At 60.7% G+C, this 13,617-nt stretch carries 14 protein-coding genes; 12 read left to right on the top strand and 2 right to left on the bottom strand.

Features of this window, described 5'->3' with window-relative positions:
• The first annotated feature begins 5 nt into the window (after window positions 1-5).
• The gene (locus tag O2N64_RS12670) at window positions 6-626 is read left to right on the top strand and encodes a hypothetical protein (RefSeq protein ID WP_271077950.1); all 621 of its coding nucleotides are present in this window, start codon (window positions 6-8) and stop codon (window positions 624-626) included.
• Here the strand turns inward: O2N64_RS12670 and purL are convergent.
• Both purL and O2N64_RS12660 read right to left on the bottom strand, forming a co-directional pair.
• Entirely contained in the window at window positions 604-2,841 is a 2,238-nt protein-coding gene (purL, locus tag O2N64_RS12665; RefSeq protein ID WP_271077949.1) for a phosphoribosylformylglycinamidine synthase subunit PurL, read from the bottom strand. The genes O2N64_RS12670 and purL overlap by 23 nt on opposite strands.
• A 60-nt stretch (window positions 2,842-2,901) precedes the next feature.
• Window positions 2,902-3,306 carry a DUF2177 family protein gene (locus O2N64_RS12660; protein WP_271077948.1) on the bottom strand — a complete coding sequence of 135 codons (405 nt, stop codon included), beginning with the start codon at window positions 3,304-3,306 and terminating at the stop codon, window positions 2,902-2,904.
• 60 nt (window positions 3,307-3,366) lie between these two features.
• On the opposite strand from O2N64_RS12660, the gene O2N64_RS12655 reads away from it, so the two are divergent.
• The 11 genes from O2N64_RS12655 to O2N64_RS12605 all read left to right on the top strand — a co-directional run bounded on the left by O2N64_RS12655 (window position 3,367) and on the right by O2N64_RS12605 (window position 13,613).
• Window positions 3,367-3,615 carry an exodeoxyribonuclease VII small subunit gene (locus O2N64_RS12655; RefSeq protein ID WP_271077947.1) on the top strand — a complete coding sequence of 83 codons (249 nt, stop codon included), beginning with the start codon at window positions 3,367-3,369 and terminating at the stop codon, window positions 3,613-3,615.
• Window positions 3,616-3,621: 6 nt separating this feature from the next.
• The gene (locus tag O2N64_RS12650) at window positions 3,622-4,536 is read left to right on the top strand and encodes a polyprenyl synthetase family protein (RefSeq protein ID WP_271077946.1); all 915 of its coding nucleotides are present in this window, start codon (window positions 3,622-3,624) and stop codon (window positions 4,534-4,536) included.
• The gene (gene coaD, locus O2N64_RS12645) at window positions 4,533-5,045 is read left to right on the top strand and encodes a pantetheine-phosphate adenylyltransferase (protein ID WP_271077945.1); all 513 of its coding nucleotides are present in this window, start codon (window positions 4,533-4,535) and stop codon (window positions 5,043-5,045) included. Before O2N64_RS12650 ends, coaD begins: the two co-directional genes overlap by 4 nt.
• A 101-nt stretch (window positions 5,046-5,146) precedes the next feature.
• On the top strand, window positions 5,147-5,833 hold the full coding sequence (locus O2N64_RS12640) for a peptidylprolyl isomerase (RefSeq protein WP_271077944.1): 687 nt from the start codon (window positions 5,147-5,149) through the stop codon (window positions 5,831-5,833).
• A gap of 20 nt (window positions 5,834-5,853) precedes the next feature.
• Complete coding sequence (gene queA, locus O2N64_RS12635; RefSeq protein WP_271077943.1) at window positions 5,854-6,882, top strand: tRNA preQ1(34) S-adenosylmethionine ribosyltransferase-isomerase QueA; 1,029 nt, start codon at window positions 5,854-5,856, stop codon at window positions 6,880-6,882.
• Window positions 6,883-7,005: 123 nt separating this feature from the next.
• Window positions 7,006-7,959: an ABC transporter ATP-binding protein gene (locus O2N64_RS12630; RefSeq protein WP_271077942.1), complete on the top strand. Its 954-nt coding sequence runs from the start codon at window positions 7,006-7,008 to the stop codon at window positions 7,957-7,959.
• Window positions 7,956-8,723, top strand: a complete 768-nt coding sequence (locus tag O2N64_RS12625; protein WP_271077941.1) for an ABC transporter permease — start codon at window positions 7,956-7,958, stop codon at window positions 8,721-8,723. The genes O2N64_RS12630 and O2N64_RS12625 overlap by 4 nt, the downstream gene beginning before the upstream one ends.
• A gap of 126 nt (window positions 8,724-8,849) precedes the next feature.
• Window positions 8,850-9,413: an outer membrane beta-barrel protein gene (locus tag O2N64_RS12620; protein ID WP_271077940.1), complete on the top strand. Its 564-nt coding sequence runs from the start codon at window positions 8,850-8,852 to the stop codon at window positions 9,411-9,413.
• 103 nt (window positions 9,414-9,516) lie between these two features.
• On the top strand, window positions 9,517-10,470 hold the full coding sequence (locus O2N64_RS12615; RefSeq protein WP_271077939.1) for a DUF481 domain-containing protein: 954 nt from the start codon (window positions 9,517-9,519) through the stop codon (window positions 10,468-10,470).
• Complete coding sequence (gene tgt, locus O2N64_RS12610) at window positions 10,460-11,602, top strand: tRNA guanosine(34) transglycosylase Tgt (protein WP_271077938.1); 1,143 nt, start codon at window positions 10,460-10,462, stop codon at window positions 11,600-11,602. The genes O2N64_RS12615 and tgt overlap by 11 nt, the downstream gene beginning before the upstream one ends.
• Window positions 11,603-11,633: 31 nt before the next feature.
• Complete coding sequence (locus O2N64_RS12605; protein ID WP_271077937.1) at window positions 11,634-13,613, top strand: alpha/beta hydrolase family protein; 1,980 nt, start codon at window positions 11,634-11,636, stop codon at window positions 13,611-13,613.
• Window positions 13,614-13,617 lie beyond the last annotated feature (4 nt).

The following is a 13,617-nucleotide window of genomic DNA, read 5'->3' as shown; positions in this document are numbered from 1 at the left end:
ATGACGTGGATCAGGATAAACTGCAATCGCTTCGTTGTGCTGGCGCATTGCTCGCGGGATCGGCGGTGCTGGCCGCAGTGCTGATGCACTACCATCCGCATGGGGATGACACGTCAGGAATGATCCGCGGCGTGCATGGCGGGTTGCTTGCGCTGATCGTGGTGCAGCCAGCGGTGCTCTTTCTTGTCGCGAGAGGATTGGGCTGGAGCCTTTTCACAGCTCTGGCTTTCGCATTCTTCCTGTTCGGCACAATGGGTGCGGTGCTTGCGGGAGCGATCAACGGCTTTGTGGTGCCCGCCGTGTGGGGCTATCCCGAAGGCCAGATTGGTCCCGGCGTTACGCAGCTTGCGTGGGAACTCAACCAGGCCTTCGCAACGCTGGGAGCCATAGCCGCGGGGCTCGGCATTGCGCTGTTCGGCGCTGCCCTATGGCAGTCAGGTTGGCGGATCACAGCTGTGCTTGGCCTGCTGGCAGGCGCCATACCTGCTGCGCTGCTCATCGCCGGCGTGATCGACATGCACTTCTACGGCGCGCTGTGGACTTACGTCACACAGCTCAGCTGGCTGACGTGGCTCGGCGTCGCACTCTACCGCGCCGCCGGGATCAGCTCTCCATCCAGTCCTTGAAGAAGCTGCGGTGGGCGGTGCGCATATCTTCGACTGACTGGCCGAACAGCGTGTCGCCGCCGGTCGTGCCTATACGGGTAAAGCCGACCGCTGCCGTCTCGTCATTCTCCGTGCCTTTCGCGAGTGCTTCGTTGAGCGCCTGCGTGTCAGGGACGGTAATGACGTAGCGGCCCTGGTCTTCGCCGAACCACCACTGTGCGTCGGTGTACTCGGAATGACCTTCCTGCATCTCCGCGCCGATTCCACCGGACATCGCCATTTCGGCAAGAGCCACGGCGAGGCCGCCATCGGAAATGTCATGCACGGCGCTGACAAGCCCGTCCGCAATGAGCTCGAGAACGATGCGGCCAGCGGCCTTTTCGTATGTCAGATCCACGGGAGGAGCGCGGCCTTCGTCGCGGCCATGGACTACGTCCAGCCACAGCGACTTGCCAAGATGCGAGCGTTCGGGATCGGCGGTTGCCCAGGCTTCGGGATGGATCAGGTAGATCGCTTCGCCCGCTGCCTTGAACGGCATGGTCATCATCGTGTCATAGTCATCGATCAAACCGACACCACCGATGGCGGGGGTTGGAAGGATCGCACTCCCGCCGCCGGTCGCCTTGCTCTCGTTGTAAAGCGAGACATTGCCCGACACGATCGGGAAATCGAGATATTTGCAGGCCTTGCCCATGCCTTCCAGCGCATGGACGAATTGCGCCATGATCTCGGGCCGCTGCGGGTTCGCGAAATTGAGGCAGTTAGTGACTGCGAGCGGGCGAGCACCCACGGCGCAGAGATTGCGATAGGCCTCGGCAATCGCCTGCTTGCCGCCTTCGTAGGGGTTCGCATGGACATAGCGCGGCGTGCAATCGGTGCTGATCGCGAGCGCCTTCTTCGTACCGTGCACGCGCACAACGCCAGCGTCGCCGCCGGTTTGGAGCGTGTCCGCGCCGACTTGGCTGTCATATTGCTGGCTGATCCAATTGCGCGAGGCGAGGTTGGGGCTGGCGAGCAATTTCAGCAGGTCGCCGCCTATATCGTCGGTATTGGGACGCTCGGTCATCGGGGTGATGCCTGCCCATGCGATGTAATCGTCCATCGAAAGGTACGGACGGTCGTACTCGGGCGCATCTGCCGCGAGAGGGCCAAGGGGAATGTCGCACACGACTTCGCCGCCAAACTCGAGCACCATGTGCCGCGTATCGGTGACTTCGCCGATAACTGCGAAATCCAGTTCCCATTTCTCGAAAATGGCCTGCGCCATGGCTTCCTTGCCGGGCTTCAGCACCATGAGCATGCGCTCCTGGCTTTCGCTCAGCATCATTTCGTACGGCGTCATGCCTTCCTCGCGGCACGGGACCTTGTCCATGTCGAGACGGATGCCCGCCTTGCCATTGGTGGCCATTTCAACGCTGGAGGAGGTGAGGCCTGCTGCGCCCATATCCTGGATCGCAACGATGGCATCGGTCGCCATCAGTTCTAGGCAAGCTTCGATCAGCAGTTTTTCGGTGAAGGGGTCGCCCACCTGCACCGTGGGACGTTTCGCATCGGCATCTTCCTCGAAATCGGCGGAGGCCATGGTCGCGCCGTGGATACCGTCACGCCCGGTCTTAGAGCCGACATAGACGATGGGGTTACCCACACCCGTTGCCGCGCTGTAAAAGATCTTGTCAGCGTCCGCGACGCCAACGGTCATCGCATTGACGAGGATGTTGCCATCGTAGGCCGGATGGAAGTTGGTCTCCCCGCACACGGTCGGTACGCCCACGCAATTGCCGTAGCCACCGATGCCTGCGACCACGCCTTTGACAAGGTGCTGCATTTTCGGGTGGTCGGGCCGCCCGAAACGCAGAGCATTAGCATTTGCCACCGGGCGCGCACCCATAGTGAAGACATCGCGCAGGATGCCACCAACGCCGGTCGCTGCACCTTGGTAGGGCTCGATGTAGGAGGGGTGGTTGTGGCTCTCCATTTTGAAAATGGCAGCCTGTCCGTCACCGATATCGATCACGCCAGCATTCTCGCCCGGGCCGCAGATGACCCACGGCGCTTCGGTAGGAAGCTTCTTCAGGTGCAGGCGGCTAGACTTGTAGGAGCAATGCTCCGACCACATCACCGAAAAGATGCCCAACTCGACTAGGTTGGGCTCGCGGCCAAGCGCATTGAGCACTCGGTCGTATTCTTCTTCGGAAAGCCCGTGCTGGGCGACGACTTCGGGAGTGATTTCTGACATGGCTCGCGCGTTTAGCGGCGCGCTTCGCGAACCGCTAGCCCCAAGCCGCGCTATTTCCCCTTAAGATGCGATTTTGAGCGTCACCCAACAGGCCACAGCGCTCGCGACGCCGGTGGCGAAAGTGCCCCAGGCGATATCGGCGATGGAGATATGCGTCGCCCAGACTTTCATCACCGCCTGGCTGGTAAGATCAAAAGTCGCATAGCAAAGCCCGCCCACCAGCGCGCCATTCAAAAGAGCGAGCCAGACATTGCCGCTTTCAAGTCCGGGGCGCACGCCGAAGTAGACCATGCCTGCGATATAGATGCCGTAGAAGGCGAGCGCGGGCCCCATACGGAAACTGTCCGCCAGGATTTCTCCGATAACGGGGCGGTAGAGATTCGGTCCCGCCCAGCGCAGCCAGAAGGAATCGAGGATTCCGAAAGCCACGGCAGCGGCAACATAGGCAATAATCCACTTCAACATGGGCACTCTCCTTATGCGCCAGCTTGACCCTTGGGCCTGTCAGCGTCAATGGTCGCGCGCATGGCAGAAAACGCCCCCGATATCGCAAATATGAGCTTCGAAGACGCGTTGCGCGCGCTGGAAGATGTTGTCCGTAAGCTGGAAAGCGGAGAGGCCAAGCTGGACGAAAGCATAGACCTCTATGAACGCGGCGAGAAATTGCGCCAGCATTGCCAGGCGCGGCTGGATGCAGCGCAGGCGCGGATAGAGAAGATTGTCGCCGGGCCAGACGGTGCCGCCAAGGGCACACAGCCCTTCGATGCGGGCTGAGGCGGCATGAGCCTGAAACTCGCCAGCGACTCAATCCTTGCGCAGGGCCTCCAGCGGATCCAGCGCGAAATTGACGATGCCTTTGATGGCATGCTGCCGGTGCCGGACGACAATTCGGCGCGGCTGGTCGAGGCGATGCGATATGCGGCAATAGGCGGTGGAAAGCGTGTACGCCCCATGCTCGTGGCGACAGTCGCGGAAATGTACGGCGCAAGCCGGGCGGCAGCGATCTATGCCGGGTGCGCGCTGGAAGCGATCCATGTCTATTCGCTGATCCATGACGACCTGCCATGCATGGACGATGACGACATGCGGCACGGCAAACCTACGCTGCATAAGGAATTTGATGAAGCGACCGCCGTTTTGGCGGGCGATTCGCTACATGATCTCGCTTTCGAGATTCTTGGCGGGCGCAAGGTAAGCGAAGATCCGTTCGTGCGCGCTGAGCTCGTCCATGCCCTCGCATCGGCCAGCGGCCACAAAGGGATGGCGGGCGGCCAGATGATGGACATCGTTGCCGAGACCGAAGGCAAGGATTTCGACCTCCACACCATTACCCGCCTGCAACAGCTCAAGACCGGCGCCCTGCTGGGTGCAGCTGTCGAAATGGGCGCGATTATCGGCAAGGTGCCAGAAGAAGGCCGCGGTCATTTGCGCGCCTATGCCCGCGATATCGGTCTCGCTTTCCAGATCGCCGACGATCTGCTCGACGAGGAAGGCGACGAGGAACTGGCAGGCAAGGCACTGCGCAAGGATGCCGACATGGGCAAGGCGACTTTCGTTAGCCTGATGGGCGTCGACGATGCCCGCGCACAGGCGCATGCCTTGGCCGAGCAGGCGATCGGTCATCTGGGCCAGCACGGCAGTGAGGCGGACCTGTTGCGGGCGCTTGCAACCTTCATCGTGGAGCGGGATCGGTGAGCGAACGCATCGGCATCTACCCTGGCACCTTCGACCCAGTAACCCTTGGACATGCCGACATCATTCGGCGTGGCGCTAAACTGGTCGACAAGCTTGTCGTCGGGGTCACCACCAATCCCAGCAAGACCGCCATGTTCACGACTGACGAGCGGCTCGACATGATGCGCGCAGAGATAGACCGGCTCGGGCTCGACAATGTCGAGATCCAGGGTTTTGACGCTCTGCTGATGAAATTCGCCGAGCATGTTGGCGCGAGCGTGATCGTGCGCGGGCTGCGCGCTGTGGCGGATTTCGAATACGAATATCAAATGGCAGGGATGAACCAGCAGCTCGATGATTCTATCGAGACGGTTTTCCTCATGGCCGACATCTCACTGCAGCCGATCGCTAGCCGGTTGGTGAAGGAAATTGCGCTCTACGGCGGTGATATCGCGCCGTTCGTTGCGCCGCAGGTGAAAGAACAGGTGGACGCGCGGGTCGCGAAAATCGGTCGCAAGGGCGATCTCTAGCCGGGCCTCTCTCCACCGCCGCGCCGAACATGTTCATTGAACTGTCAGTCTGGCACCTCTAAACCGCTGCCATATCCAATTTTGCTATCCGGACGGGATTTATGTTTCGCACACTCGCGCTGACGGCTGCTGCCGCACTTGTTTTCACATCGTCGCCGGCAATGGCGCAGGAAGAGCTGCAACCCGCAGTCCAGGCCGCAGAAGCTGCGAATGAGCGAGCAAGCGAGTTCCCGCTGCGTGTCAATTTCGACCTGAATGAAGATCGCGAGAACATCCTGTTTCTCGACCTGTCGACCGGAGAGCGCGTCGGCATTCGCCTCGTCCCCCAATGGGCGCCCAACCATGTCGAGCGGATCAAGACGCTGGCGCGGCAGGGCTTTTACAATGGCGTGCCGTTCCACCGCGTGATTGATGGGCTGATGGCGCAAACCGGTCGCGGCGAGACTTCGCTTCCCAATCTGGAGGAGGAATTCAATTTCCTCCCTCACATTCGCGGCACCGTTTCCATGGCGCGCCTGCCGAACGATAATGACAGTGCGAACAGCCAGTTCTTTATCGTGTTCTACCCGCATTTCGCGTGGGATCGGCAGTACACCAATTTCGGCCGCGTCATTCACAACATGCCCGCAGTCGACGCCATCCAGCGCGGCGAGCCGCCTGCGAACCCGACGCGAATTCTCCAAGCCTCCATCGCGGCGGACGACATCCCCCAGATGATGCCGGGTGAGGATGCTGCGGAAGAGGATGAGGGCGAAATCACGCTCGACATGCTCAACGGCGAATTCTGACCGGCTGAGCTACAGCGCAAATGCGCGTTGATCTCTTCGATTTTGAGCTGCCGCAGGAGCTGATCGCTCTGCGCCCCGTGCAGCCGCGCGATTCTGCGCGGATGCTGGTGGCCAAGGGTGACGCGCCTTTTGACGATCGCACCGTGCGGGATCTGCCGCAGCTGCTCGAACCCGGCGATGTGCTGGTTTTCAACGATACGCGCGTTATCCCAGCTCAGCTCGAGGGGCGCAGGGGTGAAGCGAAGATCGGCGCGACGCTGCACAAGCGGATCGATCTGCGGCGGTGGCAGGCCTTCATCCGCAACGCGAAACGTGTGCGCGAAGGAGATCAGCTTGTTTTCGGTGGCGGTGTCACGGCCATTGCCGAAGAGCGTCACTCCGATGGCTCCGTAATGCTCGCATTCGAGGGCGAGGAGCCGGTCGAAGTTTTGCTCGACCGGGCGGGCACTATGCCGCTTCCGCCATATATCGCCGGAAAACGCCCGACGGATGAGCGCGATTATTCCGATTACCAGACCATGTTCGCCGCAGAGGACGGGGCCGTCGCCGCGCCAACGGCCGCTCTGCACTTCACACCGGAATTGATTGCTGCGCTCGATGAGCGGGGCGTCCAGCGCGAGACGATTACGCTGCATGTTGGAGCGGGCACTTTCCTGCCTGTGAAAGCGGACGATACGGAAGATCATCAGATGCACAGCGAATGGGGACGTATCACGGCCGATGTCGCTGAGCGGCTTAATGCAGCGCGCGAGGCGGGCGGGCGGATCATCGCGGTCGGCACGACCAGCCTGCGGACGCTAGAAAGCGCCGCCTCGGAAGACGCCACGATCCAGCCCTTTGCGGCGGACACCGATATTTTCATCACTCCGGGTTACGAATTTCGCGCGGTCGACGGCCTGATGACCAATTTCCACCTGCCCAAATCGACCCTGATGATGCTGGTGAGCGCGCTGATGGGGCGTGACCGGATGATGGCCGCCTATGCCCATGCCATCGCCGAGAAATACCGCTTCTACAGCTACGGCGATTCGAGCCTTCTCATCCCTTAGATTGCCCACCCCGCTGCGACTAAGCCTCGCCTGCGGCTCGGCAAGTCTCACTCCCCTCCCGCTTGCGGGAGGGGTTGGGGGTGGGCACTTGCCATTTGAGTTGCAGAACGCCACCTCTTGGCGATGTCCGATGTCATTCTCGATATTCGCGGTCTCGACAAGACCTATACTGGCGGCGTCAAGGCGCTCTCCAACGTCAATCTCCAAATTCGCAAAGGCGAGATTTTCGCGCTGCTCGGCCCCAATGGTGCGGGCAAGACGACGCTGATCGGCTCTGTCTGCGGCATGGTGCGGCCGACGGGTGGCTCGATCGAGGTCTTCGGACAGGATCTCTCCAAGAGCTGGAAAGCCATTCGCCAGCGCGTGGGGCTTGTGCCGCAGGAACTCAGCTTCGACATGTTCGACAAGGTGATCCGTCAAGTCCGCTACTCGCGCGGCATGTTCGGCTTCCCGCCCGATGAGTCACGCGTCGAGGAAGTGCTGAAGAGCCTCAGCTTGTGGGACAAACGTGATGTGTCGATCCGCGAGCTTTCAGGAGGGATGAAGCGCCGCGTGATGATCGCCAAGGCGCTGGCGCATGAGCCTGAGCTGCTGTTCCTCGATGAACCGACCGCCGGTGTGGATGTGGAGCTTCGCCGCGATATGTGGCGGCAGATCGACGCGCTGCGCGAACGCGGCGTCACCATCATCCTCACCACGCATTACATCGAAGAGGCCGAGGAAATGGCCGACCGCGTCGGTGTGATCAACAAAGGCCAGATCCTGCTGGTCGACGACAAGGATTCGATCATGGCGCGGCTTGGCCGGACCGAGGCGCATTTCACTCTTGAAGAGCCACTTGGCGAAGTGCCCGCAACACTCGCGCAATACCCGCTGCATCTGGAAGGTGAGGGCACCTGCCTGGTCTATCGCGGCGGTGACGGAACGGGGAAGGGCAAGCGCGAGATCGCCGATCTGGCACAACAACTCGTGCGCGAAGGGCTGACCTATACGGGCCTCGAAACCCGCGACAGCACGCTGGAGGACATTTTCGTCGACCTCGTCGAAGACAAGCAGGCGAAGGAGACCGTGCAATGACACTCAATCTGCGCGGAGCCTACGCCATTTGGAAGAACGAGGTGATGCGGATGTTCCGCACGGCCTTCGGTTCGATCCTCTCGCCTGTCATCACCACTTCGCTCTATCTTGTCGTCTTCGGTGCAGCGATAGGTAGCCGCATGGAACTGCCGGGCGGGGTTGAGTACGGCAGCTTCATCGTTCCTGGCCTTCTGATGCTGACGCTGCTGACCGAAAGCACCAGCAATGCGAGCTTCGGCATATACATGCCCAAATTCACCGGCGCGATTTACGAGCTGCTATCCGCGCCCGTCGGCGTGGTCGAAACGCTGATCGGCTTTGTCGGAGCCGCAGCAGCCAAATCGCTTATCCTCGCTGCGGTTATCCTCGGCACGGCAGCGCTGATCATCGATTACCAGATCGCCCATCCGGTGCTGGCCTTCTTCTACATCCTGCTGGTTGCGGCGACCTTCTCGCTGCTCGGCTTCATTATCGGTCTGTGGGCAAACAGCTTTGAGAAGCTGCAGATCGTGCCGCTGCTGATCCTGATGCCGCTCACATTCCTTGGTGGGACATTCTATTCGATCGACATCCTGCCGGAGCCGTGGCGCTCCGTGTCGCTGATCAATCCGGTGGTCTATCTGGTGAACGGCCTGCGCTGGACTTTCCTCGGCCAGTCGGACTTCCCCATCGCCGTATCGCTCGGCGCGACCGTGGCGTTCCTGCTGATCTGCGTCGGTATCATCGCATGGATATTCAGAACCGGTTGGCGCCTTCGCGAATGACGTTTGTCGAGCCGAAACACCGTTTCATCGACCTGCAAAATTCGTTCAGAATCAAGCAAGCATCACGGGAGCAGAGCGCGATCAGTCCGACATTTCCGGACTGCAAAAATTGCAGGAATATATAACATGAAAAAGATCGTTTTTGCTCTCGCCGCCTCAGCTGCGGCGCTCGCCATTCCCGCCGCTGCGCAGGCACAGGAAGCGGAAGTTTTCGCCGGTGTTTCCGGTGGTTATCACGACCTGAGCGTTGATGGCGAAGTTGAAGACGAATTCCCCGGCGTCGAAATCAACGACGGTAGCCCGATCATCGGCGGTTTCGCCGGTGTCGATTTCCCTGCCGGCGACAATTTCTTCATCGGTGCGGAAGCCAACTTCCATTTCGGCACCGAAGCCGTGGATTCCGAATATGGCGCTTCGGCCCGCATCGGTATCCGTGATGCAGGCGGCGCGAAGTATTATATTCGCGGCGGCTATCAGGAAGTGAACCTGGATTTCGCAAACATCATCGAGATCCCCGGTGTCGAACTGACCGATGACGATTTTGTCGGCATCGACGACACCGCTGGCGATTACCTCGTCGGTGCAGGCGCCGAATTCCCGCTGGGTGAAACCACGTTCCTCCGCGTGAACGTCGACACCATCGGTTTCGATTCAGCGCGCGCGACTGCCGGTTTCGGCTTCCGCTTCTAATCGCTCGATCCCGGCATTCGGAAGGCCGGTCTCGTCTTGGACGGGGCCGGCCTTTCGCTTTTGGGGCTGGCGAAGCGCGAGACGAGCCGCTAGCGAGCCGCACATGATAAAACAGCCCATTATTGCTCTTGCTTGGCTTGCGCTGGCGACTCCCGCTGCGGCGCAGGACGATCCTTTGCCAGACGCAGCGCGCGCGATGATTGACGCTGCGATCGCGAATGGCGATGCCGATGATGTGGAAGCGGTCATCAATGCCGCGCGCGCTGCCTTTCCCGACGACAGGGCGCAGATCGACGCGATCTGGACAGATTATCAGGCGCAACAGGCCGCTCTCGCCGCTGAGACCGCAGCGGCTGAAGAGGCTGAAATCCGGCAGGCAGGGCTGTTCGAAAATTGGAGCGGCCAAGGGCAGATCGGCGGTTTTCAATCGACCGGCAATAGCGATGAGTTCGGCGTGACCGCCGCTCTCCAGCTGGAGCGCGAGGGGATCGACTGGGAGCATCGCCTGCGCGCTTCCGCCGATTATCGCCGCTCTGAAGGTGTGACGTCGCGCGAGCAATTTCAGGTCCAGTATGAACCGCGTTACCAGATCAACGAGCGGCTATTTGCCTTCGGTCTGGCGCAGTTCGAACGCGACAGCCGGCAAGGCTTCTCCGCGCGCTATTCGGCCTCCGGCGGTCTCGGCTACCGGGTGATCGATAATGATGCGGTCGAATTCTCGGTCAAAGCCGGCCCCGCATACCGCGTGACGGAATTTGTCGATGGCACGTCGACAAGCCGCCTTGCTGGCCTCCTCGGCCTCGATTTCGACTGGCAGGTGAGTGACACGATTAAATTCACGCAGGATGCAAATTCGACTGTCGAAACGGGCGGCGAAGCGCTGCTGATTGTCGATAGCTCGAACACCAGCCTGTCGGCAGTCACGGGCATTGAGGCAGGCATTAGCGACAGCCTGACGGCACGGCTTTCCTGGACTATCGAATATGACAGCAATCCGCCCGCAGGCGCGGTGAGCACGGATACTCTGACCAGATTCACGCTGATCTATGGCTTCTGACAAGCCTCGCTTCCGCTTCACTGTTTCTGCGACCGACGGCAAGGCGCGCACGGGGCAGATCGAAATGCGGCGCGGCACGATCCGCACGCCTGCTTTCATGCCTGTGGGCACCGCTGCCACGGTGAAGGCGATGAAAGTCGAGGATGTGCGCGCGAGCGGCGCGGATATCATCCTTGGCAATACCTATCACCTGATGCTGCGCCCCGGTGCGGAGCGCATCGCGCGGCTTGGCGGCCTCCACGAGTTCATGCGCTGGCACCGCCCGATCCTGACTGACAGCGGAGGCTATCAGGTGATGAGCCTTTCCGACCTGCGCAAGCTGACCGAAAAGGGCGTCGAATTCCGCAGCCACATAGATGGCTCGAAACATATGCTGACGCCTGAGCGCAGCATGGAAATCCAGCGACTGCTGGGGTCGGATATCGTGATGGCGTTCGACGAATGCCCGCGCGCTGACCGACCGATGAAAGAAATTGCCGAGAGCATGGAGCTTTCCATGCGCTGGGCAAAGCGCAGCCGCGACGGGTTCGACAGCGGACAGGAGCACGCAGCTCGCTCCGCCCTGTTCGGCATCCAGCAGGGCGCGCTTAACGAGGAGCTGCGTGGCCAGTCCGCAGAAGCGCTGCGCGAAATCGAATTCGATGGCTACGCCATAGGCGGTCTCGCCGTGGGGGAAGGGCAGGAGGCCATGTTCGGCGTGCTCGACTATGCGCCGGGTATGCTCCCAGAGGATGCGCCGCGTTACCTCATGGGTGTCGGCAAGCCCGATGATCTGGTCGGCGCGGTGGAGCGCGGCGTCGATATGTTCGATTGCGTCCTGCCAACCCGCTCAGGTCGCAACGGGCAGGGCTTTACCTGGAGTGGCCCCGTCAATCTGCGCAATGCAAAGCACAAGGAAGATACCGGCCCGCTCGACGAACGCTGCCATTGCCCCACCTGCACCAACTACTCGCGCGCCTATCTCCATCACCTCCACAAGTCCGGCGAAATCCTCGGCGCAATGTTGCTGACCGAGCACAATATCTGGTTCTATCAGCAGTTGATGCAGGCGATGCGTGATGCCATTTCGGCGGGCGCGTTCTCCAGCTTCGCCAAGGACTTCCGCCGCGACTACCTTGAAAAAGAAAAGTAGCGCGTTAGGCTCCCCGAAAAAGGGGATTCGTATGACAATCAGAGCCTTGGGGGCCGCCGCTTCCATTGTCGCGCTGGCGCTGAGTGCGCCTGCTTTCGCGCAGACGAGTGAAGCTGAAGAACTGGCGGCACGTTTCGGGGCACGCCCCACCGTGCTGGACATCAGCCTGTCGCCATCGGGCGCACAGATTGCCTACATCACATCCAACAATGGTACGGCAGAACTGCTCTACACCATCGATCTCAATGGCACTGCGGAGCCGCGCCTGCTCAGCACATTGAATGAGCCCGACGCTGAACTGACCGAGTGCGACTGGGCGAATGAGCAATGGCTCGTATGCGAGATCATCGGCTTCACCCGGGTCGATGGCAGCACGCCGATCTATTACTCCCGCATGCTGTCGATCCCGGCAATCGAAGGAGAAGATGCGCAATTGCTGACTTCACGCCGGTCAGCGCGATCCTATGGCATCATGCAGGACGGAGGCTCGGTCGTTTCGCTCGATGTCGAAGGCGAGGAAAACCGCATTCTCATGACGCGCCAGTTCCTCGAAGAGGATACGCGTGGCACGCGTCTGGCCAATACCGACACCGGGCTCGGCGTCGAAATGGTGGATGTCAGCCGCAATCGTCGTCGCACGGTGGAGACCCCCGACGAATTCGCCTCTGCCTATATCGCAGATGACAATGGCGAAATCCGCCTCAAGATACGCAGACTGCGGAACAATGTCGGCCGGCTGACAGGCGAAACCGAATATTACTACCGCGAAGCCGGCTCAAACCGGTGGATCGCGTTTGAAGGTGATCTGTCGAATTTCCGCCCCATCGCGGTCGATGCTGCCAGCAATTCGGCTTTCGGTCTCCAAAGCCTCGACGGATTCGATGCCCTGTATCGGGTTCCACTGGATGGCAGCGGCACGCCGGAGCTTGTGCTGGGACGTGACGATGTGGACGTCGATGGGCTTATTCGCATCGGACGTCAGCGGCGCGTTGTCGGTGTGACCTACGCCACGGAAAAGCGACAGGTAGAGTATTTCGACCCGGCATTGGAAAGGTTGGCGGGCCAGTTGCGGGACGCCTTGCCGGGCAATCCGCTGATCGGAATTGCCGATGCCTCTGCCGATGAAAACACGCTTCTCGTGGTCGCATCGAGCGATGTCGATCCCGGTATGACCTATCTGCTTGAGCGTGACTCCATGTCGATGTCGCCCTTGCTGCCTTTTCGCGACCACGTCTCCGAATTGGAGATGGCGCCGATGCGCGCGATCACCTTTCCCGCCGCTGACGGCACCCAGATCCCCGGCTATCTGACGATGCCTGCCGGAACAGAGGGACCGATCGGCGCGGTCGTAATGCCGCATGGCGGCCCCGGCGCGCGCGATGAATGGGGATTTGACTGGATGGTGCAGTTCCTTGCCGCGCGGGGCTATGCTGTGCTTCAGCCCAATTTCCGCGGTTCGGCCGGTTATGGCGAGGATTGGTTCGGTCGCAACGGTTTTCAGGAATGGGAAACCGCGGTCGGCGATGTGAATGATGCGGGCCGATGGCTAATTGCGGAAGGTATCGCCGATCCTGAGCGGCTGGGCGTGGTGGGCTGGTCCTATGGTGGCTATGCGGCGCTGCAATCGCAGGTGCTTGATCCCGATCTGTATCAGGCGGTGGTTGGCATCGCGCCGGTGACCGATCTTGAATTGCTTGTGGAGCAGGCCCGCGCGTACACCAATTTCCAGGTGGTGCGCCGTTTCGTTGGCGATGGTCCCCATGTCGATGCAGGCAGTCCGGCTGAGAACGCTGGAAGCTTCCGGTCCCCGGTCCTTCTGTTTCACGGCACGGATGATATCAACGTGGATCATGGACAGTCACGCCGAATGGAAAACCGGCTGCAGGATGCGGGCGCCGATGTGACCTATTTCGAGTTCGACGGATACGATCATTATCTCGACCATGGGGAAGTGCGCCGGGACATGCTGCTGGCGATTGACAGCTTCCTTGCCGAGCATCTAGGCGAATAGTCTC

Origin of the sequence: Aurantiacibacter sp. MUD61 (assembly GCF_027912455.1) — a bacterium.
GTDB lineage: Bacteria > Pseudomonadota > Alphaproteobacteria > Sphingomonadales > Sphingomonadaceae > Alteraurantiacibacter.
Note: the sequence above shows the minus strand (reverse complement) of the source record. Positions and strands in the feature narration are given on the sequence as shown.